This window comes from Aquitalea pelogenes, from assembly GCF_001515305.1.
In the GTDB taxonomy this organism is placed as follows: domain Bacteria; phylum Pseudomonadota; class Gammaproteobacteria; order Burkholderiales; family Chromobacteriaceae; genus Aquitalea; species Aquitalea pelogenes.
Genome location: NZ_LNQV01000032.1, coordinates 22,619 through 48,508 on the forward strand (window position 1 = coordinate 22,619; position 25,890 = coordinate 48,508).

18 protein-coding genes and 1 pseudogene are annotated in these 25,890 nt (G+C 59.3%); 5 read left to right on the forward strand and 14 right to left on the reverse strand.

Features of this window, described 5'->3' with window-relative positions; translation table 11 throughout:
- Window positions 1–282 precede the first annotated feature (282 nt).
- The 3 genes from AWT75_RS13990 to AWT75_RS14000 all read left to right on the forward strand — a co-directional run bounded on the left by AWT75_RS13990 (window position 283) and on the right by AWT75_RS14000 (window position 2,623).
- A complete protein-coding gene (locus AWT75_RS13990; RefSeq protein ID WP_062789717.1) occupies window positions 283–1,020 on the forward strand; it encodes a methionine ABC transporter ATP-binding protein in 738 nt (245 codons plus the stop codon).
- Window positions 1,020–1,706, forward strand: coding sequence for a methionine ABC transporter permease (locus AWT75_RS13995; protein ID WP_045847186.1), 687 nt, complete (start codon window positions 1,020–1,022; stop codon window positions 1,704–1,706). Before AWT75_RS13990 ends, AWT75_RS13995 begins: the two co-directional genes overlap by 1 nt.
- A 107-nt stretch (window positions 1,707–1,813) precedes the next feature.
- A complete protein-coding gene (locus AWT75_RS14000) occupies window positions 1,814–2,623 on the forward strand; it encodes a MetQ/NlpA family ABC transporter substrate-binding protein (RefSeq protein ID WP_045847187.1) in 810 nt (269 codons plus the stop codon).
- 140 nt (window positions 2,624–2,763) lie between these two features.
- Here the strand turns inward: AWT75_RS14000 and AWT75_RS14005 are convergent, their stop codons facing one another.
- The 7 genes and pseudogenes from AWT75_RS14005 to dnaE form a co-directional block, all read right to left on the reverse strand.
- Window positions 2,764–3,183 carry a VOC family protein gene (locus AWT75_RS14005; protein WP_062789719.1) on the reverse strand — a complete coding sequence of 140 codons (420 nt, stop codon included), beginning with the start codon at window positions 3,181–3,183 and terminating at the stop codon, window positions 2,764–2,766.
- A gap of 82 nt (window positions 3,184–3,265) precedes the next feature.
- Window positions 3,266–3,931, reverse strand: coding sequence for an HD domain-containing protein (locus AWT75_RS14010; RefSeq protein ID WP_062789722.1), 666 nt, complete (start codon window positions 3,929–3,931; stop codon window positions 3,266–3,268).
- 88 nt (window positions 3,932–4,019) lie between these two features.
- Window positions 4,020–4,946, reverse strand: coding sequence for a pseudouridine-5'-phosphate glycosidase (locus AWT75_RS14015; RefSeq protein WP_062789725.1), 927 nt, complete (start codon window positions 4,944–4,946; stop codon window positions 4,020–4,022).
- Window positions 4,943–6,049, reverse strand: a complete 1,107-nt coding sequence (locus tag AWT75_RS14020) for a PfkB family carbohydrate kinase (RefSeq protein WP_062789727.1) — start codon at window positions 6,047–6,049, stop codon at window positions 4,943–4,945. The genes AWT75_RS14015 and AWT75_RS14020 overlap by 4 nt, the downstream gene beginning before the upstream one ends.
- A gap of 258 nt (window positions 6,050–6,307) precedes the next feature.
- Window positions 6,308–7,927, reverse strand: a complete 1,620-nt coding sequence (locus AWT75_RS14025; RefSeq protein ID WP_062789729.1) for a methyl-accepting chemotaxis protein — start codon at window positions 7,925–7,927, stop codon at window positions 6,308–6,310.
- Window positions 7,928–8,170: 243 nt separating this feature from the next.
- Window positions 8,171–9,955, reverse strand: coding sequence for an ABC transporter ATP-binding protein/permease (locus tag AWT75_RS14030; RefSeq protein ID WP_062789731.1), 1,785 nt, complete (start codon window positions 9,953–9,955; stop codon window positions 8,171–8,173).
- A gap of 200 nt (window positions 9,956–10,155) precedes the next feature.
- Window positions 10,156–13,588 (reverse strand): annotated as a pseudogene (dnaE, locus tag AWT75_RS14035) (DNA polymerase III subunit alpha).
- A gap of 193 nt (window positions 13,589–13,781) precedes the next feature.
- On the opposite strand from dnaE, the gene AWT75_RS14040 reads away from it, so the two are divergent.
- Window positions 13,782–14,384: a flavin reductase family protein gene (locus AWT75_RS14040; RefSeq protein WP_062789735.1), complete on the forward strand. Its 603-nt coding sequence runs from the start codon at window positions 13,782–13,784 to the stop codon at window positions 14,382–14,384.
- A gap of 60 nt (window positions 14,385–14,444) precedes the next feature.
- On the opposite strand, the gene AWT75_RS14045 is transcribed toward AWT75_RS14040, so the two are convergent.
- The 6 genes from AWT75_RS14045 to AWT75_RS14070 all read right to left on the reverse strand — a co-directional run bounded on the left by AWT75_RS14045 (window position 14,445) and on the right by AWT75_RS14070 (window position 21,226).
- Entirely contained in the window at window positions 14,445–15,365 is a 921-nt protein-coding gene (locus AWT75_RS14045) for a VirK/YbjX family protein (protein WP_052694080.1), read from the reverse strand.
- 105 nt (window positions 15,366–15,470) lie between these two features.
- Window positions 15,471–15,722, reverse strand: coding sequence for a PhaM family polyhydroxyalkanoate granule multifunctional regulatory protein (locus tag AWT75_RS14050; protein WP_045847195.1), 252 nt, complete (start codon window positions 15,720–15,722; stop codon window positions 15,471–15,473).
- A 75-nt stretch (window positions 15,723–15,797) separates the two neighbouring features.
- Entirely contained in the window at window positions 15,798–18,083 is a 2,286-nt protein-coding gene (locus AWT75_RS14055) for an NADP-dependent malic enzyme (RefSeq protein WP_045847196.1), read from the reverse strand.
- A 151-nt stretch (window positions 18,084–18,234) separates the two neighbouring features.
- Window positions 18,235–19,563, reverse strand: a complete 1,329-nt coding sequence (locus tag AWT75_RS14060) for a TRAP transporter large permease (RefSeq protein ID WP_045847197.1) — start codon at window positions 19,561–19,563, stop codon at window positions 18,235–18,237.
- Window positions 19,563–20,156 (reverse strand): TRAP transporter small permease, encoded by a 594-nt coding sequence (locus tag AWT75_RS14065; RefSeq protein WP_045847198.1) that lies wholly within the window; start codon window positions 20,154–20,156, stop codon window positions 19,563–19,565. The genes AWT75_RS14060 and AWT75_RS14065 overlap by 1 nt, the downstream gene beginning before the upstream one ends.
- A gap of 65 nt (window positions 20,157–20,221) precedes the next feature.
- A complete protein-coding gene (locus AWT75_RS14070) occupies window positions 20,222–21,226 on the reverse strand; it encodes a TRAP transporter substrate-binding protein (RefSeq protein ID WP_082696110.1) in 1,005 nt (334 codons plus the stop codon).
- A gap of 152 nt (window positions 21,227–21,378) precedes the next feature.
- Between AWT75_RS14070 and AWT75_RS14075 the strand changes: the two genes are divergently transcribed.
- Window positions 21,379–23,673: a PAS domain-containing sensor histidine kinase gene (locus tag AWT75_RS14075; RefSeq protein ID WP_231588874.1), complete on the forward strand. Its 2,295-nt coding sequence runs from the start codon at window positions 21,379–21,381 to the stop codon at window positions 23,671–23,673.
- A 75-nt stretch (window positions 23,674–23,748) separates the two neighbouring features.
- Here the strand turns inward: AWT75_RS14075 and nadB are convergent, their stop codons facing one another.
- Complete coding sequence (gene nadB, locus AWT75_RS14080) at window positions 23,749–25,329, reverse strand: L-aspartate oxidase (RefSeq protein WP_062789733.1); 1,581 nt, start codon at window positions 25,327–25,329, stop codon at window positions 23,749–23,751.
- Window positions 25,330–25,890 lie beyond the last annotated feature (561 nt).

A 25,890-nucleotide genomic window follows, 5' to 3' on the forward strand; every position in this document is an offset into this window, starting at 1 on the left:
AATCCTGCTTTATCAGCAGAAAAATTTCCGTTTTACTGCAAAGCTTGCGCTTTTAGGGCAGGAATACTGCATCAGGCTTGACGTAAAGCGAAAATTGATGTTCAATACCCAAAATTAATCGCCGATTTGACACAGCTTGCGGGCGTAAAACAGCTAAAGCGTGGGTAAGCAGACCCCGTATCAATTCAGTTTCTGCTTATATAATCTTTTCAGTATTCAAAGATTCCATGCATAAAGCCCGCCAGCGTCACCGGCGGGCTTTATGCATTCCGGAGTATTTGAATGATTCATCTGCAAAACATCCGCAAGCGTTTTCGTCGCCCCGGTGGCGGCTGGTTCGACGCTGTGCAGGATACCTCGCTCGCCATCACCGCTGGTGAAGTGTTCGGCCTGATCGGTTTTTCCGGTGCCGGCAAATCCACCTTGCTGCGGCTGATCAACCTGCTGGAGCGCCCGGACAGCGGTGCCGTGATCGTGGACGGGCAAGACCTCACCGCCATGGATGCGCCTGCCTTGCGGCGCGCCCGTCAGCATCTGGGCATGGTGTTCCAGCAGTTCAACCTGATGGCCAACCGCACCGTGGCCGACAACATCGCCTTCCCGCTGGAGATTGCCGGCTGGTCCAAGGCCGATATCGCCCAGCGCGTGGCCGAATGTCTGGAAGTGGTCGGGTTGTCCGACCGTGCGCAGCACTATCCGGCCCAGCTGTCCGGCGGGCAAAAGCAGCGGGTGGGCATTGCCCGCGCACTGGCTCCGCGCCCCAAGGTGATTCTGGCGGATGAACCCACTTCGGCGCTCGACCCGAAAACCACCCAGTCCATTCTGGACTGCCTGCGCGACATCAATCAGCGCTTTGGCGTGACGGTGGTGATTGTCACCCACGAAATGCATGTGGTGCGTTCCATCTGCCACCGCGCGGCCGTGCTGGACGCCGGCCAGGTGGTGGAAGTGGTGGAGGTGAGCGATGGCAAGGTGGATGCCCGTTCAGACCTCGCCCGTTCTTTGCTGGAGGCTGCGTGATGGAAGAAATGACTTTTGCTGCGGCATTGGCCGACCTGGCCGGCATGGCACCGGAAATCTGGCAGGCCTGTCAGGAAACCGGCCTGATGCTGGGCGTGGGACTGGCTGCCGCCATCCTGCTGGGCGGGCCCTTGGGTATCTGGCTGTACCTGTCGCAGCCGGGCCAGCTGTTTGCCAACCGTCTGGTCAATGGTGTGCTGGGCTGGACGGTGAACCTGGTGCGCTCCTTCCCCTTCATCATCCTGATGGTGTCGCTGGTGCCGCTTACCCGCCTGCTGGTGGGCAGCACCATCGGCCCGGTGGCGGCTGCCGTGCCGCTGTCCTTTGCCGCCATTCCGTATTTTGCCCGGCTGGTGGAACAAACCCTGCGCGAGATTCCACGCGGTGTGGTGGAAGCGGCCGAGGCCATGGGGGCCAGCCCCTTGCAGATCATCATCAAGGTCTTGCTGAACGAAGCCCGCTCCGGGCTGATTTCCAGCCTGACCATTCTCACCATCAGCTTTCTGAGCTATTCCGCCGTGGCGGGGGTGGTAGGTGGCGGCGGTATTGGCGATCTGGCCATCCGTTATGGCTATTACCGTTTCCAGACCGACGTGATGGTGGCCATGGTGCTGCTGCTGGTGGTGATCGTGCAGATCATCCAGCTGCTGGGCAACCGGCTGGCCGCCAGGCTGGATAAGCGCTGAATCAATCCTACAGACCGGGCGACACCGTCAGCCCGGCAACCCGGCTGGTGTGCTGCCTGGCAGCCAGGCCAGCTGCTTTCCCTTATCAATCATTGCAAGGAGTTCACATGCGTAGATTCGTCATCAAGGCACTGGCCGTATCTTGTCTGGGTCTGGCCATTGCCGGTCCGGCACTGGCAGCTGACCCGGCCAAGAAGGAAATCGTGATTGGCACCACCGTGGGTGACTTTGGCGACATGGTGAAGCAGTCGATCAAGCCCATCCTGGAAAAGCAGGGCTATGCGGTCAAACTGGTGGAATTCACCGATTATGTACGTCCCAATATGGCCCTGCAGGAAGGTGCGCTGGATGTGAACGTATTCCAGCACAAGCCTTACCTGGACAACTTCGTCAAGGAACACAAGCTGAGCCTGAAGGAAGTATTCCAGGTGCCGACTGCACCGCTGGGCATCTATCCGGGCAAGCTGAAGTCGCTCAAGGACGTGAAGGAAGGCAGCACCATTTCCGCGCCGAACGATCCGTCCAACTTTGCCCGAGCACTGGTGATGCTGAGCGATCTGGGCTGGGTCAAGCTCAAGCCGGGTATCAACCCGCTGACCGCTTCCGAGCGTGATATCGCCCAGAACGTGAAGAAGCTGAAGATTGTCCAGCTGGAAGCCGCCCAGCTGCCGCGCTCGCGTAACGATGTGGACTTTGCCGTCATCAACGGCAACTACGCCACCAGTTCCGGCATCAAGCTGACCGAGGCCGTGTTCCAGGAAAAGAGCTACGCCTATGTCAACTGGGGTGTGGTGCGCGCTGCCGATGCGGGCAAGCCGTGGGCACGTGACGTGATTGCCGCTTACAACAGCAAGGCCTTCAGTGACTGGGCCAAACAGAAATATGCCGGTTACAAATTCCCGCAAAGCTGGAAATAAACCGTAACCCATGCATGTGGCCCTGTCGGGATGATGACGGGGCTGGCAGGTTTTCTTGTAACACTCCTGGCTACAAGACTTGTACGGAGGGCAATGCCCTCCGTTTTTTTATGGCCAGCCCGGATGCTGGCATGACCGGTTTATTCGCACACGGTGAAGGGAGCCTTGTGTTCCAGCAGGCCGGGCTTGTCTTCGCTTGCCGGTGTGGCATCAACCACGGCATGGACCGGGTTGCCATCCGGGTCCAGCAGGGTACAGCGCTTGCTGTCATCCCCGAGAACCAGGCTGGGGGCGGGGCGACCACCGGCAGCCAGGCCCGCGGCCACAAAGCCGGTCAGCAGCTGCGGGCTTGCCGCGCGGAATACCAGATGAACATGGCTGCGCTGTTCCGGCTTGCCGCCTGTCACCAGCAGTTCGTCGGCGCGGAAGAAGTCGGCGCCTTCTGCACTCAGCGTGCGGCCCAGCTCATGCAGGATGGCCTGGTAAAAGCGTTTGCTGGCAGCCAGATCTGCCACCACCACGTGGACCTGTTCCAGCAGACGTGCGTTGTGATAGTGCATGGGACATCTCCTCTGTTATTGACAGCTTTTGTCCCATCATACGCCGCAGCCACAAGGCTTGCCCATCCGGTGAAGTACGGCCTCAGCGTGCCAGCCATTCCTCGACAAACTGCTGGCGGAAGGCATGCAAGCGTGCCAGCCGCTCCACCGCCATGGCACGGCCTGCTGCGGTTTGCATCATGTCGGGCAGCTTTTCCAGTTTCACTTCGATGTGATCGAGCGCGTATTCACGGTCATCCAGCGCCCGGCCTGCGCCCAGCGGGTTGTCCGGATGCGCCAGTTGCCTACCCATGCGGCCCGAGGTGTAGAACATGCGCGCAAGGCCAATGGCACCCAGCGCGTCCATGCGGTCGGCGTCCTGCACGATGCGTGCTTCGTCGGTCTGCGGCGGGATATTGGCAGAAAAACTGTGCGCCTCGATGGCGTGCGCCACGGCAGCCAGCTTGTCAGCCGGAAAGCCAGCATCCGCCAGTAACTGACTGGCCTTGGCAGCAGCCAGCCGCGATGCCTGTGCCCGGTCCGGGTGATTCTTTGGCAGATTGACCAGATCGTGCAAATAACAGGCTGCCAGCACCACCAGGGCATCCGCCTGCGGGTGATGCGGCAGGATGTGCCGCGCCGCCGCCCATACCCGGTGAAAGTGCGACAGATCATGGGCACCGTCGGCATCCGGCTCCTGTTGTTGCAATAGCCCGATCAGCTGCTGTTGCCAGTGTTGCAGTTGCGGGGTGAGTTCAAGCGGTGACATGGTGGCATTCCAGAGGGTGGGGCGAGGATTACACCGCTGCTGCCGGCAGGCGTCAACCATGTCGGCAGCAGGGCGTTGGGGGGTGTGCTCAGGCGGTCAGGCGGCAGTAGTCCTGTGCAATGGCGGCGGCCAGGCGGGCATTGTTCAGTACCAGCTGGATGTTGGAAGCCAGGCTGTTGCCGCCGGTCAGCTCGCACACCCGTGCCAGCAGGAAGGGGGTGGATTCCTTGCCGCCGATGCCTTGATCACTGGCTTCCTGCAGGGCTTGTTCGATGGCGGCGTCAATCTTGTCCGACGGCATGGCGAATTGCTGCGGAATGGGGTTGGCCACCACCATGCCACCCTGTAGCGCCATCGCCCATTTGGCGTGCATCACGGCGGCAATGTCGGCCGAACTGTCCAGACGGTAATCCACCTTGAAAGCACTTTCACGGGTGAAGAAGGCGGGCAGGGTGGCGGTCTGGTAGCCGATTACCGGCACGCCGTGGGTTTCCAGGTATTCCAGCGTCAGTCCCAGGTCCAGAATGGACTTGGCCCCGGCACACACCACGGTGACCGGGGTCTGGGCCAGTTCTTGCAGGTCGGCAGAAATATCAAAGCTGTGCTGGGCACCACGGTGCACGCCGCCAATGCCACCGGTGGCAAATACGCGAATACCGGCCATGGCGGCGATGATCATGGTGGAAGCCACGGTGGTGGCTCCGGTCTGGCGGCCCGCCACGATGAAAGGAAGGTCGCGGCGGCTGACCTTGACCACTTCCCGGCCACGTTTGCCCAACAGTTCGATTTCATCCGCGCCAAGGCCAGCCTTCAGGCGGCCATCAATGATGGCAATGGTGGCGGGTACCGCGCCATGGGCACGCACTTCGGCTTCCACTTGCAAGGCGGTGGCCACGTTTTGCGGATAGGGCATGCCGTGGGAGATGATGGTGGATTCCAGTGCAACGACGGGCTGACCGGCGGCCAGCGCAGCGGCGACTTCGGGGTGGATGTCCAGGTAAGGGTGTTGGCTCATGATTGCTCCGGATAAGGCAAATTGGGGCACAGCTGTTGTACTGCTGTCAGTGACAAGGTGGGGTTGTTGGTAGCGGCGCAGCTCAGGGTGAGAGCGGCACAGGCTTGTGCCAGTTCCACGGCGTGGGGTAAGGGCATGCCTTGCAGCGCGCCCCAGGCAAGGCCGGCCATCAGCGCATCACCAGCGCCGGTAGCGTTGACAATGTCGCAGGCCGGGGCCGGGCACCAGCCATGCGTACCGTCGGCATGGCTGTAAAACACCCCGTCGGCGGCCAGGCTGACAATCAGCTGCCGGATGCCCTGCTGGTGAAACCAGCTGGCCAGGGCCGGGGCCTGTTCGGGGGTATCCAGCGGCAGGCCGGACAGGCTGGCCGCTTCCAGCCGGTTGGGTTTCAGGGTGTGGATGCGGCCCAGCCAGGGACGCAGGCGGTCGGCCTTGAAAGCAGATACCGTGTCCATGAACACCGGGGTGTCGCCCGCTTCGGCAAACAACCAGGCCAGGGCATCGAGCGAGAGATTGGCATCAGCAACAATCAAACCGGCATGGCGCAGCAGTTCGCGCTGTGGTGCCAGACGCGTGGCATCCAGCCGGGTCAGGATATCCATGTCATTGATGGCAATGGCCATGTCGCCATCCGGTCCGTGAATGGACAGATAGGTGGAGGTGGCAGCATCCGGCAGCAGCAGGACGTGGCGGACATCAACCCCGGCGCGCTGGGTGGTTTCCAGCAGCGCCCGGCCGTAGATGTCATCGCCTACGGCGCTGATCAGCCGGCAATCCGCCCCCAGCCGGGCCAGGTTTTCCGCGATATTGCGTGCCACACCACCGGCCGAGCAGCTTATCCTGCCGGGGTTGGAGTCACCCTGACGCAGAGCGGCCACCGTGCTGCCACGAATGTCCATATTGGCACCGCCCAGCGCCACCACATAAGGGCTGTCGGCCAGAATATAGCCCTTGCCCAGAATCTGACCCTTTTGCATCAGCTTCATGATGTGGCCGGCCACGGCCGAGCGGCTGATGCCCAGCTGGTCAGCCAGTTCCTGCTGCGGAATCAGCGGATTCTGCCGCAGCCATTGCAGGATTTCCTGTTCGCGTTCGGTCATTAAACTTATGTTTGTTAGTAAAACATTTGTTTATGCTAATGGCCCGGTCAGCGTCTGGTCAAGTTCAAAGGGCACGCCACTGTGATTTGCGGCTATAACAAAAGTACTGCCAAGGCTGCGACTGGCCTGGGCAGACTTTCACCCTTGCGGTGAATCACCCGTCCGGCATCCGGGCGGGTTTCTTTTTTGTTCCGTTGGTCAATGGCAAAAAAATGCCGCCAGCGTAACACTGGCGGCCACGACTGCAAGGAAGGTGTTTTACAGGCGGTACTGCTGCAAGGTGCTGATCTGGTGGCGTGCCAGTTCGTCCAGATGACGCGCACTGCTGGCCGCTTCCTGTGCTGCCGAGGACGCTTCTTCCGTCATCTGGGCAATCTGTTCTACCTGTACCGCAATATTGTTGGTGGCCTTGCCCTGTTCCTTGATGGCATCGGAAATCTCGGTGACCATGTGTACGGTATTGCCGGTGGCCTCGCCAATCTGCTTGATGGCATGGTCGGCATGGTCGGCACGGCTCACGCCATTGCGTACCAGTTCCTCGGCGGCATGCATCTGTTCGGTGGCCTGGCGCGAGCGGTCACGCATGGCATTGATGGTGGAGGAAATTTCCTGGGTGGAGCTGCTGGTGCGTTCGGCCAGCTTGCGCACTTCGTCGGCCACCACGGCAAAACCACGTCCCATTTCGCCAGCCCGTGCTGCTTCGATGGCGGCATTCAGCGCCAGCAGATTGGTCTGGTCGGCAATATCCTTGATTACCCCCACCACGGTATCCACCTGTGCGCTATAGGTGTCCAGTTCGCGAATGCTGCCCGCTGCGCTGTCCACTGCGCTGGAAATGTCGCGAATGTCGTGAATGGTCTGGCTGATGGTGGTGGAACCCTGATGCGCCAGGCTGCCGGCATTGTGCGCGAGGTCGCGGGATTCTTCGGCACGGGTGGCCACGTGGTTTACGCTCACGGTCATCTGCTCGATGGTGGCAGCCATATTGGCAGAAGAGGACGATTGCGCATCGGCCGCAGCAGCCACCTGGGTGGCAGTCTGCGACAGGTCTTCCGAGGCTGCGGCTACCGAGCGCGCCCCTTCCAGGATGGATTTCAGATTGGTCTGCAAACCACCCAGCAGATTATTGAAGGCAGTGGCGGTATGGCCGATTTCGTCCTGGCTGATGACCGGAGCGCGCTGGGTGAAGTCCAGCGACTGGCTTACCTGCTGCATGGTGTGCTGGATGGAAGTCAGGCCACGGCTGATGGTGCGGAACAGGGTGACGCCCATGAACAGCACCAGCAACACCACGCCAGCAATCATGCCGCTGGTTTGCAGCAATGAAGCATTGTACGCAGCCTTGTTGGTTTCCAGCGTATCAAAGGCCAGCTTGAGGTTGTACTCGGTATGGGCATTCAAGGCCTTGCGCAGGTCTGCACCGGTGGTATTCAAGGGGCCGTCGCGCAGCATGGCATCAGCCAGATCGTCCTTGCCGCTGTTGGACATGTCGAAGTACTTGTTACGTTCAGCACGAAATGCGGCCAGCTTGGCTTTTTCATCCTGTAACAACTGACGGTCGTGATCATCAGCAAGCAGGTTTTTCTCGTAGTCATTCAGCAAATCATCCAGCTTTTTGTCAGCTTCGCCCGACATGGCTTCTGCGGCTGCCTTTTCCCCAGTGGTATGCGATACCGAGTGCTTGATGATGGCACTGCGGATGTCCATGAAGGCATATACCATGCCGTTCAGGTCGCGAATGCTGGGCGCAATATTGCTGATGGTGTCTTCAAACCGGTTGCTGGCCTGCTTTTGCTGGTAAATGCCAAAGCCGCCCACCAGCAGCAGGGCAAGCAGGGCAATGGCGAGGGTGAGGATGAGGCGTCGGATGATGGTCATGAGCGTTTTCCTTGCAAGTGTTCATCTTGTTGTTATTCGTCATTAGGTATATGTAGTCGTGCTACGTAAATATACCTATAGCAGCTAGGCATGACATTTGCAGGAAAGTTTTGATTTTTTAGATGATTATGCAGTTTTGCTTCAAGCAGCATAAAAAAATGCTCCTGATATGGCGGGTGTGATCAGACATAAAAAAGACCGCAGCGGCGCAGGCCGTGCGGTCGTTTAGCGGAAAGGGCAGATTTAGGCTGGCAGTACTTCCCAGCGGCCCTGGCCCAGAATCTGCAATTGCTGCTGATGGTATTGCAGCAGGCTGCTGCGGTGGCCGACGCTCACCAGCGTGGTGTCCGGCAGTTGCTCTCGCAGCAGGCGGTACATGGCATCTTCCAGTCCTTCATCCAGCGCCGAACTGGCTTCGTCCAGAAAAGCGATATCCGGCTTGTTCAGCAACAGGCGGCCAAAGGCCAGGCGCTGCTGTTCGCCCAGCGACAGGCTGTGGCCCCAGTCACGCTCTTCATCCAGCCGCGGCAGCAGGTGGCCCAGCTGTATGCTTTGCAGTATCTGTTCCAGCTGTGCACTGCCGCCCTGCGGCGGGCTAGCCGGGTAGTACAGCGCATCGCGCAGGCTGCCGCCCGGCAGGTAAGGCTTTTGCGACAGGAACATCACACCGCTTGCTGGCAGGATGATTTGGCCCTTGCTATAGGGCCATAAGCCGGCCAGGCTGCGCAGCAGCGTGGTTTTGCCCGAGCCGGAACGGCCGCGAATCAGCAGTGCACTGCCTGCCGGAATTTCCATGGAGACATTGTCCAGCAGGCAGTCGCCAGCCGGGCTGTGCAGGCTGAAGGCTTCCAGCGCCAGCCGCTTGCCCTGATGGCTGATGGCGGGGCGCGGCAGGCTGGCGGCTTCCTGCATGGAGTCGCAATAACCGGACAGACGATTGAGCACTGCGCGATAACCGGCAAAGTCGTCATAGGCATTGCGGAAAAAGGACAGATTGTCGTGTAGCGTGCCGAAAGCCTGGGAGGTTTGCATCAGGTCGCCCAGGGTAATCTGCCTGGAGAAAAAGCGATGGGCCTGCACGATGAGTGGAAACACCACGGCGGTCTGGCTGACAATCAGGTTGAAGCCCTGGAATTTCAGCGACCGGAACACGATGCGCCAGTTGTTGTGGATGATCTGGCCAAAACGGCTGCGCAGCAGCATGCCTTCCACTTTTTCCCCGGCATAAAAAGCAATGCTTTCTGCATACTCCAGCAAGCGCACCAGCAGGTAACGATAGTTGGCGTTGTATTGCTCGTTCAGGAAGTTCAAGCGTACCAGTGGGCGGCCGATCTTCACTGCCAGCACGGTGGCAATCAGCACGTAGACAAATACCGCAAATACCATGGCGCGCGGTATTTCCACCCCCAGCAGCTGCAAGGGGCCGGACAGGTTCCACAGGATCAGCGTGTAGGCCAGGGTGGACACCAGAGCGCTGACCACGCCCATCGACAGGCCGAGCGAACTGCTGACGAAGCTGCTGACATCCTGCTGGATACGCTGGTCGGGGTTGTCGCTGTGTTGCGGCAGGTATTGCAGGCGGTAAAAGGCTTGCTGACTCAACAACCTTTGCAGCAGTTGTTCGTTCAGCCAGGCACGCCAGTGGATGGAAAAGCTCTGGTTGACGTAAAAGCTGAACAGGCTGCGCAGCACATGCAGGCTGGCCAGAATGCAGAAAATGCGGACAAAGCTCCAGAACAGGCTTTCATTCAGTTGCTGCAAGGAGGTATACAGCCCGTTGCTCCAGTTGGACAGCACCACGTCCAGCCGCACGCCAGCCAGGGTCAGCAGCAGGATCAGCGCAATGGCCAGCAGTGGTTTGGCACTGCGCCGCAGGCTGAAGTAAGCACCGCTCAGTTGCCAGAATTGGCGGCCCCAGCTGGTGAGCCGGGTCAGGCTCCACACCGCAATGACAAACAGCAGGCAAGTGATGCCATAGGCCTTGGCTACCCACACCAGGCTGGTGCCCAGTTCCTGATTCCAGTTCATGTTTCCCCTTTGATGCAATCAGACATGCCGTGTGCAAGCAGTTGGCAAGCGCACGGCATGGGTGGATGGTGAGACGCTGCCCGGTAGGCAGCAGCACAGCTTACGATGCCGGCTGCCTGCTGCCAAACGGTGACTGGCTGTCAATGATGAACAATTGTTGCCCGCCAGCAGCAAGGCCGGTGCCGGCGTTCAGCCGGGCTTTACCACAATATCTTCACCGCCGTTTCGCCCAGCCAGTCCTGCAAGGCCAGCAGCAGGCTGTCGTCCAGCCGGACGCCCAGCCTTGCGACAGGGCCACATCGCCTCGTGCTTGGGCATTGCTGTAGCTGATGCGTACCAGGCCGCCGTTTTCCTCGTCACGATAGGGGGTGAGCAAGGCTTTCAGCCGGTTGACATCGGCATTGCCGTTCATCTGCAAGGACAGGCCGCGGGCAAAGCAGCTGCGTGCTTCGCCCAGATCGTAAATGCGGTCGGCCATGATGCGCAGGCCGCCAGAGAAACTGTCCTCGCTCACCTTGCCTTGCACTACCAGCACGATGTCTTCTTTCAGCTTGTTGCGGTTGACTTCGTAGCTGTCGCCAAACAGGCCGATTTCGCGCTTGCTGCTGCCATCGTCGAGTTCGACAAAGGCCATCTTGCCGCGATTGCCCATCTTGACGCGGATGCCGGTGACAAAACCGGCCAGCAGCTGCGGCTCCTTGCGCGGAGTCAGGCGCGAGAGTGTGGTCTTGATGAAGGCTCGCACTTCCTGCGCATAAGCGGAGAACGGGTGGCCGGACAAGTAAAAGCCGATGGCCAGTTTTTCTTCCGCCAGTTTGACGGCGTCATTCCATGGCCGGGTGGCCACCATTTCCACCGCCGGGGCCACATCGTCGCCAAACATGTCGAACAGGCCGCCCTGATTGGCATTGGCGTGGGCCTGATCGGCCGCTTCCATTGCCAGGCCGACATTGGCAAACAGCAGGGCACGGTTGGGTTCGATGCTGTCAAAGGCACCAGCGCGGATCAGCGCTTCGATCACCCGCTTGTTGACCAGCTTCTTGTCGGTGCGCTGGCAGAAATCAAACAGGCTGGTGTAGGGGCCGCTGGCTTCACGCACCGCCACGATATGGTCGACGGCAGATTCGCCACTGCCCTTGATTGCGCCCAGTGCATAGCGGATTTCCTGACGGCTGACCGGCACAAAACGGTAGAAGCTGTGATTGACGTCCGGAGGCAAGAAGCGCAGGCCGTTCTTGGGGTCGGTGGCGTCGTCATAAAACACCTTGAGCTGGTCGGTATTGTCCAGTTCGGTGGACATGGTGGCAGCCATGTAGGCGGCGCAATGATGTGCCTTGAGCCAGGCCGTATGGTAGGCCACCAGCGCATAGGCGGCGGCGTGCGACTTGTTGAAACCGTAGCCGGCGAATTTCTCCATGTAGTCGAAGATTTCGTTGGCCTTGGATTCCGGAATGTCCTGCTTGGCGGCACCCTGCACGAACATGGCGCGCTGCGCCACCATCTCCTCCACCTTCTTTTTACCCATCGCGCGGCGCAGCAAGTCGGCACGCCCAGCGAGTAACCACCAATCACCTGGGCGGACTGCATCACCTGTTCCTGATACACCATGATGCCGTAGGTGGGGGCCAGTACCGGCTCCAGCAGCGGGTGCAGGTATTCGAACTTGGCGCCGTGCATACGCTGGATGAAGTCGGGAATCAGGTCCATCGGGCCCGGACGGTACAAGGCCACGAAGGCGATAATTTCTTCGAACTTGCTGGGTTTGGCCTCCACCAGCATTTTTTTCATGCCGGAGGATTCAAACTGGAACACGCCGGTGGTGTTGGCGCTGGCAAAAATCTTGTAGGCGTCGGCATCGTCCAGCGGCAGATGGGCAACGTCCACGTCCTCGTTGCTGACCTGCTTGATGTAACGCTGGGCCAGTTCGATGATGGTGAGGTTGCGCAAGCCCAGGAAGTCGAACTTCACCAGGCCGATCTGTTCCACGTCGTCCTTGTCGAACTGCGACACCGGTGAGGCACCGTCGGCACTGGCAATGTACAGCGGGCAGAAGTCGGTAAGTTTGCCCGGGGCAATCAGCACGCCACCGGCGTGCATGCCGATGCCGCGGGTGAGGTCTTCCAGCTTCATTGCCAGTTCGATCAGCTCATTGGCACCTTCCGATTCAATGACTTCACCGATCTGCGGCTCCACTTCCATCGCCTTTTCCAGGCCCAGCGGCTTGTTGGCCTCCAGCGGAATCAGCTTGGACAGACGGTCGCACAGGCCGAAGGGCAGGTCCAGCACCCGGCCCACGTCGCGAATTACCGATTTGGACGACATGGTGCCGAAGGTGGCAATCTGGCTGACGGCTTCTTCGCCGTATTTCTGCCGGGTGTATTCGATCACGCGCCAGCGGTTTTCCTGACAGAAGTCCACGTCGAAGTCGGGCATGGATACCCGTTCCGGATTCAGGAACCGCTCGAACAGCAGGGCGTAACGCAGCGGGTCGAGGTCGGTAATGCTCAGGCTGTAAGCCACCAGCGAACCGGCACCGGAACCCCGGCCCGGGCCTACCGGGCAGCCATTGCCCTTACCCCACTGGATAAAGTCCGCCACGATGAGGAAGTAACCGGGGAAACCCATCTGGATGATGGTGTCGCACTCGAACTTCAGCCGGGCATCGTATTCCGGGCGGCGCGCCTCGCGCTCGGCCGGGTCGGGAAACAGCTGTTCCAGCCGCACTTCCAGCCCGCGCTTGGCTTCGTACACCAGAAAATCATCCAGCGTCATGCCTTCCGGGGTGGGGAACAGCGGCAGGTAGTTCTTGCCTAGCACCACCGAAATATTGCAGCGCTTGGCAATTTCTACGGTGTTTTCCAGCGCTTCCGGAATGTCGGCAAAGCGCTCCAGCATCTGTTCGGTGGAGAGGAAATACTGGCATTCGGAGAAATTGCGCGGACGGCGCTTGTCGCCCAGCGTGTAGCCCTCGGCAATGCACACCCGTGCCTCGTGGGCCTTGAAGTCGTCCGGGTCCATGAACTGGATGGGATGGGTGGCCACGACCGGCAGGCCGGTTTCGCCTGCCAGCCACAGTGTGGCCTGTACCACACTTTCCACCTGCGCATTGTCCACGCGCTGGACTTCCAGATAGAAACTGTCGGGAAACAGGCTCTCCCAGTACTGCGCCCGGCGCATCGCTTCTTCGCGCTGGCCCATGGCCAGTGCCACGCCGACATCACCCAGATGGGCACCGGACAGGCACAGCAGGTTGCTGTTATCACCCTGTTCCAGCCAGGCGCGCTTGATTTCGGCGCGGCCACGGTACTGGTTGTGGGTGAAGGCCTGGGTCAGCAGTTCGCATAGCCTGCGATAACCCTCACGGTTTTTCACCGTCAGCATCAGGCGGGTGGGCTTGTCGCGGTCTTCTTCGTTTTCCAGCCAGATATCGGCCGAGACGATGGGCTTGATACCCTTGTTACGGCAGGACTTGTAAAACTTGACCATGCCGAACAGGTTCATCAGGTCCGACATGCCCATGGCAGGCATATTGTCCTTCTGCGCACGCTTTACCGCGTCGTCGAGGCGGACAATGCCGTCGGTGATGGAAAACTCCGAGTGGAGGCGAAGATGGATAAAGCGGGGTGCGTTCATGGCGGCATTTTACCGGCAGCGCGGCATCTGCACCATGCATGCGGCAAGATAAATCGTATGCCAGCGGCAGCATGCTCGCTGCCTTGGGCTGGCTGTTTGTTGCCACTGTCACCAGCCTGTCATTCCTCCTTTTCTTGTGCTGCGTCGCAGCATTAGAATGGTGGCATCAGGAATCAGCCAAACGGTGAGCAAGATGGATTGTGATGTCAGAGAGCTGGATGGTACCAGCCTGTACAAATTACTGACTGGCAGTGTGCTGCCGCGTCCCATTGCCTGGCTCAGCACGCAGGATTTGCTGGGTGTGGCCAACCTGGCGCCGTTTTCCTTTTTTACCGTTGCCGGACTCAATCCGCCGATGCTGGCCGTGACCATACTCAGGAAGCCGGATGGCAGCGACAAGGACAGCCTGGCCAATATCCGCGCGACCGGCGAATTCGTGGTGAATATTGTCAGCCAGGAGCTGGTTGAGGAAATGAACCAGTCCTGTGCCGCCTATCCGGCGGAAGTGGACGAGTTTGATCTGGCCGGCCTCGCCAAAGTCCGTAGCAAACAGGTGAAGGCACCCGGCGTGGCGCGTTCGCCGGTGCGCTATGAGTGTGTGCTGCATAGCTGCCTCGACCTTGGGCACGGGGCGGGGGGGAGCACGCTGGTGCTGGGTGAAATCCGTCATGTGCATGTGGCGGATGCGGTGTATCAGGATGGCCGGATTGATGTACAGGCACTGCACCCCATTGGCAAACTGGCGGGGGATGCCTACACCCTGGTGCATGCGGATTTCTCGCTGGCACGGCCCTGATTTTTTCTGACCACATAAATGAAAAAAAGCACCTGTCCGGTGCTTTTTTCTTGGCAAGGCTTAGCGTAAGGCCTGGCTGATTTTTTCTGCCATCTCGTCCAGCAAGGCATAGCGACGGTTGTATTCGCTGCGCTTCTTGCTCGCAATTTCTTCCATCGGCTTGCGCGGAATGGGGAAGGGGATGCGGAAGTATTCGGTGTTGATTTTCTCGGCACCGATATCCAGCCAGAAGCTGTCGTAATCTGCCTGGAATTCACGCCGGTAGCGCCAGGAGCTGTAAATATGGCTGTCCTTGCACACGGCCAGCACTTGCTGGCAGCCCATTTCACGGGCAATGACGGTCAATGCTTCCAGTACCAGCCGCTTGGGAAACAGGCCGTGACAAGCCTTGGTGGCGGTGCGGATGCACTCATGGCCAAATTCCTTGCGCGGGCCTTGCAAGCCGCCAATCAGTGCCACCGGCTGCCCCTGATACTGGCACAGGGTAAAGGTGAGAGTAGCCAGTGCCACCTGTTGGGCATCGACAAACTGCAGCGACAGCTCGCCTTCCTTGTCGAAGTAATGGTTATGCCCCATCACCCAGCTGAAGCTGCTTTCATCCTTGCCGGTGACGCTGGCAATGCAGATATTGTCCAGCGACAGCAACTGGCTGCGCACGGCTGGCGGCAGTTGCAGTACCCGGCCATAGTGCTGTTGCAGCATCTCTACCTTGGCGGCATTGCCCAGCCCGCGGTGCAAATAGGGGCGATGCAGTTTTTGCGAAAGTCGCGGAGCCAGCTTCAGGTAGTCCAGCAGCATGGGCTGGCTGCTGAGGAAGCCCAGCCAGCGGTAGCTGCTGGACAGTGACAGCAAGCTGCGCAGTACCAGCTTGATGCGGTTCTTGCGTTCATCCAGATAGTCGCGCTGGGAAAATCCGCCACTCGCCAGCTGGCCTAGCAGTCGGACAGGGTGAGGTCGGGACGCTGATTCGATTGTTTTCACGCAGGGTTCTTCTAAAAGCGTTCGTGCACGGAAATGCATTATGGTTTATCCGGGTGTCGGCGTCTTTGGCCGGCTTGTCCCGTCGTCGTTACCGTTTGTGACGGTTTACTTTTTTTCTTCGCGGGGTTTGAGGGCAGACAGGGCTGCGCGTTGCATTTCCAGCGTTTTCATCTGCATGGACAGCATGCCCAGATTCATGGTCAGCCAGCCTTCCACTACCCGCAGCTCTGCCAGTTTGCGGTCGATTTCCTCCTCGCTCATCGGCGGGAGAAAGGGCTGGGCGCTGACAGGAGTGGCAGTTTGCCAGAACTGGCGGAACATGGCGAATGGGTCGTTCGGGTTGAAATCGGCGCTCATGACGTTTCTCCTGGTCAGAAATAGAAAACGGGCAAGACTGGCTTGCCCGTTCAGTATAAGACCAAAGACGACAGCTTAGCTGTTGTTGGCTGCTACCTGCGCATCCACGGCAGCCAGGGCCACCATGTTGACAATGCGGCGTACCGAGGAGATCGGGGTCAGGATGTGTACCGGCTTGCTCATGCCCATCAGGATGGGGCCGATGGTCACACCGTCGGATGCCGAAACACGCAGCAGGTTGTAGCTGATGTTGGCAGCTTCAACGTTCGGCATGATCAGCAGGTTGGCCGAGCCCTTCAGCGTGGTTTCCGGCATGGCCTGGGTGCGGATGGCTTCCACCAGGGCGGCGTCACCCTGCATTTCGCCATCGATTTCCAGGTCAGGCTGGGCCTCGCGGATCAGTTCCAGTGCGGAACGCATCTTGTCGGCGGATTCACCGTTGATGGTGCCGAAGCTGGAGTTGGACAGCAGGGCGGCCTTCGGTGCAATACCGAAACGCTTCATCGCTTCGGACGCCATCTTGGTGATGCCGGCCAGTTGTACTGCATCCGGCTTGGCATTCACGTAGGTGTCGGTGATGAAGATGTTGCCGGTCGGCAGGATCAGCGCGTTCATGGCACCGGCCACCTTGTCGGCATTGTCGTAGCCCAGCACGGTTTCCACGATGTCGAAATGCTGACGGTAAGTACCATAGGTACCGCAAATCATCGCATCTGCATCACCGCGGCGAACCATCAGCGCGCCAATCAGCGTGGTGTTGCCGATCACGCGGCGACGGGCCTGCTCCTGGGAAACGCCCTTGCGCTTCATCAGGTTGTAGTAGTCCTTCCAGTATTCGGCAAAGCGCGGGTCGGATTCGTTGTTGACCAGTTCGAAATCCTTGCCCGGCTCCAGCTTCAGGCCCAGTTTTTCGATACGCTTTTCGATCACGCTCGGACGACCGATCAGGATGGGGCGGGCGAGGCCTGCCAGCACGATTTCCTGGGTGGCGTGCAGTACGCGCTCGTCTTCACCTTCGGTCAGGACAACGCGCTTGCTTTCCTTCTTGGCCTGGGCAAACACCGGCTTCATGAACAGGTTGGTCTTGTACACGAACTGGGTGAGCTGGTCGGCGTAGGCGTCGAAATCCTGGATCGGGCGGGTGGCCACGCCGGAATCCATGGCGGCCTTGGCTACGGCCGGGGCAATCTTGACGATCAGGCGCGGGTCGAAGGGCTTCGGAATCACGTATTCCGGGCCAAAGGACAGTTCCTGGTCGCCGTAAGCGGAGGCAACGACGTCGGACTGTTCGGCCATGGCCAGGTCGGCAATGGCGCGGACGGTAGCCAGCTTCATTTCTTCATTGATGGTGGTGGCACCCACGTCGAGCGCGCCACGGAAGATGAAGGGGAAGCACAGTACGTTGTTTACCTGGTTGGGGTAGTCGGAACGACCGGTACCGATGATGGCATCCGGACGGACTTCCTTCACCAGCGGCGGCAGGATTTCCGGTTCCGGGTTGGCCATGGCCAGAATCACCGGGTGAGCGGCCATGCTCTTGACCATTTCCTGGGATACCAGACGCGGGCCGGACAGACCCATGAAGATGTCGGCGCCAACCATGGCGTCGGCCAGTTTGCGCCAGCCGTTGTCGGCAATGGCGTAACGCAGCTTGGATTCGTCCAGCTTTTCGTCACGGCCGTGGTAGATCACGCCCTTGGAATCGCAGACGGTGATGTTCTCACGCTTCACGCCCAAGGCTACCAGGAGGTCCAGGCAGGCGATGGCAGCAGCGCCGGCACCGGAGGCCACCACGCGGACATTGGCGATGTCCTTGTTGACCAGGCGCAGCGAGTTCAGTACCGCGGCGGCGGCCACGATGGCGGTGCCGTGCTGGTCGTCATGGAAGACCGGAATGCCCATGCGTTCGCGGCACTTCTTCTCGATATAGAAGCACTCGGGGGCCTTGATGTCTTCCAGGTTGATGCCGCCGAAAGTCGGCTCCATCGCACAGATCATGTCCACCAGCTTGTCCGGGTCGTTTTCGTTCAGTTCGATGTCGAAAACGTCGATGCCGGCAAACTTCTTGAACAACACACCCTTGCCTTCCATCACCGGCTTGCCGGCCAGTGGGCCGATGTTGCCCAGGCCCAGTACGGCGGTACCGTTGGTGATGACAGCTACCAGATTACCGCGCGCGGTGTACTTGTAGGCATTGAGCGGGTCTTCCACGATGGCGTCACACGGGGCGGCCACACCGGGGGAGTAGGCAAGGGCGAGGTCACGCTGGGTAGCCAGCGGTTTGGTCGGGGACACCTGGATCTTGCCGGGCTGAGGAAACTGGTGGAAATCGAGTGCGGCTTGGCGCAGTTGCTCGTCCATTCGTGAACTCCTGGGTGGTTTCTTATGGTCGTTTTGAATAATTTAGCTGAATATTATAAGGGCTAACCCTCTATCGGGGCTATGGTCCTGTCAGACAAAGTACGCGGCTAGAGGTTTTCACCTCTGCCGCGTTGTTTGTCCTGTCCTGCTATTAATGCATCATACCTAACATTCGGGGCAGCCACAGTGATATACCGGGCAGATAGGTCACGGCAACCAGGAAACCCAGCATGGTGAGCAGCCATGGCCACACAGCCACGGTCAGTTCGGTAATGCCCATCTTGGTGATGCCAGAGGCCACATACAGGTTAAGCCCCACCGGCGGATGACACATGCCCACTTCCATGTTCACGGCAATCAGAATGCCGAAGTGTACCGGATTCACCCCCAGTTTGACTGCCACCGGGTACAGGATGGGCGCCATGATCAGCACGATGGCCGACGGATCCATGAAGTTGCCGGCCGCCAGCAGCAGGATGTTGGTGAGCAACAGGAAGGCAACCACACCCAGGCCCTGTGCCGTCATCCATGCAGCCATGGCTTGCGGAATCTGCTCGGAGGCCATCAGGAATGAGAACAGTACGGCGTTGGTGATGATGTACAGCAACATCGAGCTCATCGACGCGGCGTTGATCAGCACGCGCGGCACATCCTTCAGCCCCATGTCCTTGTAGACGAACACGGCAATGATGAAGGCGTACACGGCAGCCATGGCGGCAGCTTCGGTCGGCGTGAAGATGCCGCTGTAAATACCGCCAATCACCAGTACGATCAGCAACAGGCCCCACACGCATTCGCGGAAGGCTTGCAGACGCTCGCCCCAGCTGGCACGCGGCAGGCGCGGGTAGTCAAACTTCTTGGCACGGTACCAGGTGGTCAGGCCCAGCAATACCGACAGGCACAGGCCGGGCAGCACGCCGGCCATGAACAGCTGGCCGACCGATGCGGTGGACACGCTCATGCCATCCGGGCCGGTCACGTCCATGCCGGCTGTGGCGATGGAGTACATCACCAGGTTGATGGACGGCGGGAACAGAATGCCCAGCGCGCCGGATGTGGTGATCACCCCGGCACCAAAGCGCTGCGGGTAGCCCTGTTTCACCATGGCCGGCAGGATGATGGAACCTACGGCCACCACGGTGGCAACGGAAGAGCCGGTAATGGCGGCAAACAGTGCGCAGGACACCACGCCAGCCAGACCCAAACCACCATACCAGTGGCCTACCAGGGTGGTGGCAAAGCGGATCATCCGTTTGGCCACACCGCCGTGCATCAGGAAGTTGCCCGCCAGAATGAAGAAGGGAATCGCCATGATTTCGAACTTCTCGATACCGGTGAACAGCTTGAGCGCCACCGATTCGATCGGAACCTGGGTCATGGTGAACAGGAAGGTCAGTACCGTCAGACCCAGCGAGATGGAGATCGGCATGCCGGTCAGCATCAGGGTAAGCAGCAGACCGAAAATGATGAGGGTGGTCATTAGTGCTTGCCTCCGTGGTTCAGGTCGTGCGGGTGCAGGTTGTCCAGATCCTCGGCACCTTCTTCGATTCCATCAACATGGCCGTGGTCATGCTTGGGCAGGCTGCCGGTCTTGATGAAGTTCCAGGCTACTTGCAGGAAGCGGAAGCACATCAGGGTAGAGCCGCAGGGGATGGCGAGATAAACCAGCCACATCGGGGCTTCCAGGTCGGGCGATGTCTGGTCGGTATGGGCGATTTCCCAGACAAAATTGCCGCCCAGCACGGCAATCACGCCGGTGAACAGTGCGCCGGACAAGAGACCGAAGATGATGAACTTGGCACGGGTCTTGTCGGACAGGCGGTTGATCAACACGTCCACACCCACGTGGATGCCGGTCCGCACGCCATAGGCAGCGCCGAACTTGGCCATCCATACAAACAGGTAGATGGTGAGTTCCTGGGCCCACGCCATATTGATATGGGCCAGATACGGTTGCAGGGTTTCGATGCCCGAGCCGTAGCGGTGCAGTACCGCCACGAAGGTGATGAGGGTTGCACTTCCCATCAACAGGGCAATCATCCACTCCTCCAGATGGTCGAGGAATTTCAGCATGATTGTTCTCTTTTCGCAAAAAGAGCGTGGGTGCAACAAGGCACGCACGCTCGATTCAGGGCTGATCAGTTGTTGGGGTTGAAACCGGTTTCTTTGTAAATGGCCTTCAGCAGGTCCGGACCGATACGGTCGGCCATCTTGGTGTGTACCGGCAGCATGGCTTTCTTGAAGGCTGCACGCTCGCCTGCGGTCGGGGTGTAGACCTGAGTCTTGCCGGAGGCCTTGATGGCAGCCAGTGCACGGTCGTTTTCCTTCTTGGCGATGTCATTGGCGTACTTGGAGGCATCAACGATGGCGCCATCCAGCTGGGTACGCACATCAGCCGGCAGGCCGTCCCAGAACTTCTTGTTGACGATGACGGCATAACCGAGGAAGCCGTGCTGGGTCAGGGTCAGGTTCTTTTGCACCTCGTAAGCCTTGCTGGTGTAGAGGTTGGACGCTTCCAGTTCGGTGCCATCCACCACGCCGGTTTGCAGTGCCTGATAGACTTCGGAGAAGGCCATCACCTGCGGCAGGGCGCCTACCGAGCGCATTTCTTCTTCCAGTACCTTGGAGGACTGGATACGGATCTTCATGCCCTTCAGGTCGGCCGGGGTGCGGATCGGCTTGTTGGAAGAGAAGTTCTTGAAGCCGTTATCCCAGTAAGCCAGGCCCTTGATGCCCTTGCTTTCCAGCTTGCCCAGCAATTGCTTGCCGATGGCACCGTGCATCACCTTGTTCACTTCGTCGTAGTTGTCGAACACATACGGCAGGTCGAAAACTTCGAATTCCTTCACGCCCAGCGGGCCAAACTTGGCCAGCGACGGGGCGAGCATCTGAACCGCGCCCAGTTGCAGGGCTTCCAGTTCTTCCTTGTCCTTGTAAAGCTGGCTGTTGGGATAAACCTGTACCTTGACCTTGCCATGGGTACGTTCTTCCGCCAGCTTCTTGAAGTATTCGGCAGCCTTGCCCTTGGGGGTATCCGGCGATACCACGTGGCTGAACTTGATGACGATTTCACCAGCAGCCTGGGCCATGCCGGCTACACCAAAGGAAGCACCGATCAGCAGTGCGGCAATCTTCAGTTTCATGCGTCTCTCCGTTTGCATTTCTGTTAGCGTTGAATGTTTTTGCTTTGTTATTACAGCCCTTGTCTGCGGGCTGTTAATACCGTGTAAAGTAGAAGGCGCGCCAACAACATGCCATTGGGGACTTCATCATTGGGGTTTTCCCTAACTCATTTATGCACGTCATTGATATGCTCGCCCGTCGTCGTTCCCCCCGCCTGCTGTGGCTGGGAACCTCCCTCACCCTGATTGCCCTGGTACTGGCCCTGGGTGGCCTGTTTTATCTGGTGTATCGCGACTGGGTGGATGAGCAGCGGGACAATCTCATTCAGGAAGTGCTCTGGCTGGAACAGTCGATGCGCCTGCATATGGAAGGCCAGCAAGAGTGGGCCGAAGGGGTGGCGGCAGATATTGCCAATGGCAGGCTGAGCCCGGAACGCTTTATTTCCAATGCTGCGTTTTTCATGCGCGAAAGCCCGGAAGTGTTACTGGTGCAGCAAATCGACGCACAAGCCATGCTGCTGCGCGACCAGCACGGACAGGTTGCACCGGGCCGGGTGTTGCATGGTGACGAATATGACGCGGTGTGGCGTGCCATGCGCTTGCGCCGCGCATCCTACGGTCAGCCTTACCGCAGGCCGGATGGCAAATACCGCTTTGATCTGGCCGTACCCATCATTGCCAATGAAAAAGTACTGGGCAGCATACGGCTGGTGTATCAGTTCGATCAGCTGCTGCACCGTCAGGTGCCGTGGTGGATTGCCTCCAAGAACTACATCAGTTTTGTCGATGTGGGGGGGCGCACGCTGGCCAGCAAGTTCGACCCGTCAGAACATCCCGGCAATATCTCGCACCAGACCAGTTTCGATCCGCCCGGTTTCGGCGTTTACCTGCGCGCGGTCAGCTACCGTTCCGGCCTGGGGCTGACCCTGCCGGTGCTCACCGGCCTGATCACTCTGCTGGCAGCGGCCTTGCTGTATTCCATCTGGCGCATCCGTCGCCACATGCGCGAACGCTCGCGCGCCGAGCAGGCACTTTCCACCGAAGTGGCCTTGCGTCAGGCGATTGAAGACTGCATGAAAAGCGGCCTGGTGGCCATCAGCCTGCAAGGCGAAATCCTGCGGGTCAACCGGGCATTCTGTGAAATGCTGGGCTATGCCCCGGAACAGCTGGTGGGGCAGCGGCCGCCGCATGTGTTCTGGCCAGCCAGTGATCATCAGCAGATGCGCGCTGCCATGGATGCGGTGCGGCAAGGCATGCAGCCGGAGCAGGGTTTCGAGTTGCGCTTTGCCTGCCAGAATGGCGATTTTATTGAAGTACGCCTGTATGCCACGCCACTGATCGAGCGTGACGGCAGCCACCGTGGCTGGATTGCCGCGTTGTTTGACATTACCGAACGCAAGCGCCAGCGCCTGGCACTCAATGCCTCGCACCAGCGTTTTCTGACCGTGCTGAACGGCATGCAGGCCGGGGTGTGCGTGGTCAGTCAGGACAGCGGCCAGCTGCTATATGGCAACCCTACTTTTGCGTATTTGTGGCTGGCGGAAGAGCCGGACGCACCATGTTGTCTGCTGCTGCCGGGGCTGCGTGCCGATCCGGAACATGACGATCTGGCCAGTGAGTTCACCCTGCAGGATGGCAAGCAGTGGTTCCAGATGCAGCGGCGCAGGCTGGAGTGGGTCAACGGGGAGTCCGCCTGGTTGGTGATCCTGACCGATGTCACCGAAGAGCGTGAACGCGAAGGGCGGGCGCAGGCGCAGCAGGAACGCTTCCAGACCACTTCACGGCTGATTGCCATGGGCGAGATGGCCTCCAGTCTGGCGCACGAGCTGAACCAGCCGCTGACTGCCATTTCCACTTATTCGGCCGGGCTGGCCAGACGCTTGCCGGACACGCTGGAGTTACCCAACGGGGTGCGCGATGCGGTGTCGGCCATCAGCCAGCAGGCGCAGCGGGCGGGGCAGATCATCAAGAGCATCCGCGCCTTTGTGAAAAAGCACGAACCTCAGCTGGAAACGGTAGATCCGGCCCGCGTGGTGGCGCGTGCTGCCGGTCTGGCCGAGATGATGGCCTTCAAGGCCGGGGTTCAGTTGCTGATCGAGCAGGATGACACAGTCTGCCGGCTGGACATGGACCCGGTGCTGATCGAGCAGGTATTGCTCAATCTGATGAAGAACGCCATCGAAGCCATGGTGGAAGCCCAGACGCGACGCCCGCACATCATCGTGCGTACTGCTGTCGGTGCTGCTTTCTGGCGGGTGGAGGTGGCTGATAACGGACCGGGGCTGGCCGATAACATCAAGAACGAGCTATTTACCCCGTTTTATTCCACCAAGCCGGATGGCATGGGGATTGGTTTGAATATCTGCCGCTCCATTGTCGAGTTCCATCGCGGCGAATTCAGCGTCAGCACCGGGGTGAGCGGTGGCTGTGTGTTCTGGTTCACCCTGCCTTTGCGCCGCGACGCGTAAGCATCATGAAAAACGGCACCACTTGGGTGCCGTTTCCAGATAGCGCAGTGAATGTGTAGCTTGCGCGCTGTTCGCTCAGCGCAGCGGCGGCTCCAGCACGGTTTCCTGCGTTTCCGGCAGCGTATCCGGGTAGTCGCGGCTGTAGTGCAGGCCGCGGCTTTCCTTGCGCAGCAAGGCCGAACGCACGATCAGCTCGGCAGTCTGCACCAGATTGCGCAGCTCGATCAGATCGTTGGTGACGTGGAAGTTGCTGTAGTACTCGTTGATTTCCTCGGACAGCAGGCGAATCCGGCTCAGCGCCCGCATCAGGCGCTTGTTGGTGCGCACAATGCCCACATAGTCCCACATGGCACGACGCAGCTCGTCCCAGTTGTGCGATATCACCACTTCCTCGTCGGTATCCGTCACCTGGCTGTCATCCCAGGCCGGGATCGGCGGCAAGGTGATGACCGGTTCTGCCAGAATGTCCTCGGCCGCAGCCTTGCCAATCACCAGACACTCCAGCAAGGAGTTGCTGGCCAGACGGTTGGCGCCGTGCAGGCCGGTGCAAGCCACTTCGCCCACGGCATACAGCGCGTCCACATCGGTATGGCCGGTGAGGTCGGTCACCAGACCGCCGCAGGTAAAGTGCACGGCTGGCACCACCGGGATCGGCTCCTGGGTGATGTCGATGCCCAGTTCCAGGCAGTGCGCGTAGATATTGGGGAAGTGCTCTTTGATGAAGTTGGCCGGCTTGTAGGAAATATCCAGATAAACACAATCCAGACCATGCTTTTTCATTTCGAAGTCAATCGCGCGCGCCACCACGTCGCGCGGTGCCAGTTCGCCACGCGGGTCGTGATCCGGCATGAAACGGGTGCCGTCCGGCAGCTTCAGAATGCCGCCTTCGCCACGCACCGCTTCGGAAATCAGGAAAGACTTGGTGTGCGGATGGTACAGGCAAGTCGGGTGGAACTGTATGAACTCCATATTCCCCACCCGGCAGCCAGCACGCCAGCCCATGGCGATGCCATCGCCAGTCGCCGTATCCGGGTTGGTGGTGTACAGGTAAACCTTGCCCGCACCACCGGAGGCCAGAATGGTGTGCTGGGCGGCAATGGTCACCACCTGATCCAGCGTCTTGTCCAGTGCATACACGCCATAACAGCGCTTGCCTTCCAGCCCCAGCTTGCGTGAAGTAATCAGGTCGATGGCCAGGAAATCTTCCAGCACGGTAATGTTCGGATGCGCCTTGATCTTCTGACCCAGGGTGGACGTCACCGCTGCACCGGTTGCATCCGCAGCATGAATGATGCGGCGATGGCTGTGGCCGCCCTCGCGGGTCAGGTGATAACCCGTCTTGTGGTTATCATCGCGAGTAAAAGGCACACCCAGCGCAATCAACCAGTCAATTGCTTCCTTGGAGTGCTCCACAATAAAGCGCGTGGCTTCTTCATTACACAAACCGGCACCGGCAATCAGGGTATCGCGGATATGCTCTTCAACAGAGTCTTCCGTATCCAGCACCGCGGCGATGCCGCCCTGGGCATAAGTCGAACTGCCTTCCAGCAGATCACGTTTGGTAATCAGGCCAACTTTGCGCGTGGCAGCCAGATGCAAGGCCAGGGTCATGCCGGCCAGACCGCTACCGATAATCAATACATCAAACTTGAGCATGGCAGATGCCGCCGTCAGGCGGACTAGGGCAGTTTGCAGAAGGCTAAAGAGTAGCAGAAGCGCTGCAGTGCGGCATCAGCATTATCTTGTCGGCTTATATATAGATATTGCAGCGTGGATGCGACCAAATCACCTTCGTTGATCGTGGTCGCGGTTGTCACGACATGGGCGGCGAATGTGGGGCTCGATGTTTGATATAAAACCCGAATTTCATAAAGCATTACCGTTCAGTGACTTAGCGGTCTGTGCGACGGAATTTTGGCAAAACCTGCAGATTTCTTCGCACAAAGTGTTGACGAGGGTGGGGCAGGGCGGTATAGTTCGCCTCCTCAGCAGACAACGCAGCGACGGAAACGAAACGCAGCGACCTGCACCGCTCTTTAAAAAACAGAATAACCGATAGGTGTGAGTGCTTGGCGAAAGCCAAATACTTGCACTGCAAGACAAGAAATACTTGTTATTTTCTTTGATCTTGCGTGCCAGAAATTTGCTATGAGATTGAACTGAAGAGTTTGATCCTGGCTCAGATTGAACGCTGGCGGCATGCTTTACACATGCAAG

Coding starts and splice junctions, on each gene's coding strand:
- AWT75_RS13990 (WP_062789717.1), top strand. CDS start 283: ATGATTCATCTGCAAAACATCCGCAAGCGTTTTCGTCGCCCCGGTGGC.
- AWT75_RS13995 (WP_045847186.1), top strand. CDS start 1,020: ATGGAAGAAATGACTTTTGCTGCGGCATTGGCCGACCTGGCCGGCATG.
- AWT75_RS14000 (WP_045847187.1), top strand. CDS start 1,814: ATGCGTAGATTCGTCATCAAGGCACTGGCCGTATCTTGTCTGGGTCTG.
- AWT75_RS14005 (WP_062789719.1), bottom strand. CDS start 3,183: ATGCACTATCACAACGCACGTCTGCTGGAACAGGTCCACGTGGTGGTG.
- AWT75_RS14010 (WP_062789722.1), bottom strand. CDS start 3,931: ATGTCACCGCTTGAACTCACCCCGCAACTGCAACACTGGCAACAGCAG.
- AWT75_RS14015 (WP_062789725.1), bottom strand. CDS start 4,946: ATGAGCCAACACCCTTACCTGGACATCCACCCCGAAGTCGCCGCTGCG.
- AWT75_RS14020 (WP_062789727.1), bottom strand. CDS start 6,049: ATGACCGAACGCGAACAGGAAATCCTGCAATGGCTGCGGCAGAATCCG.
- AWT75_RS14025 (WP_062789729.1), bottom strand. CDS start 7,927: ATGACCATCATCCGACGCCTCATCCTCACCCTCGCCATTGCCCTGCTT.
- AWT75_RS14030 (WP_062789731.1), bottom strand. CDS start 9,955: ATGAACTGGAATCAGGAACTGGGCACCAGCCTGGTGTGGGTAGCCAAG.
- AWT75_RS14040 (WP_062789735.1), top strand. CDS start 13,782: ATGGATTGTGATGTCAGAGAGCTGGATGGTACCAGCCTGTACAAATTA.
- AWT75_RS14050 (WP_045847195.1), bottom strand. CDS start 15,722: ATGAGCGCCGATTTCAACCCGAACGACCCATTCGCCATGTTCCGCCAG.
- AWT75_RS14055 (WP_045847196.1), bottom strand. CDS start 18,083: ATGGACGAGCAACTGCGCCAAGCCGCACTCGATTTCCACCAGTTTCCT.
- AWT75_RS14060 (WP_045847197.1), bottom strand. CDS start 19,563: ATGACCACCCTCATCATTTTCGGTCTGCTGCTTACCCTGATGCTGACC.
- AWT75_RS14065 (WP_045847198.1), bottom strand. CDS start 20,156: ATGCTGAAATTCCTCGACCATCTGGAGGAGTGGATGATTGCCCTGTTG.
- AWT75_RS14070 (WP_082696110.1), bottom strand. CDS start 21,226: ATGAAACTGAAGATTGCCGCACTGCTGATCGGTGCTTCCTTTGGTGTA.
- AWT75_RS14075 (WP_231588874.1), top strand. CDS start 21,379: ATGCACGTCATTGATATGCTCGCCCGTCGTCGTTCCCCCCGCCTGCTG.
- nadB (WP_062789733.1), bottom strand. CDS start 25,329: ATGCTCAAGTTTGATGTATTGATTATCGGTAGCGGTCTGGCCGGCATG.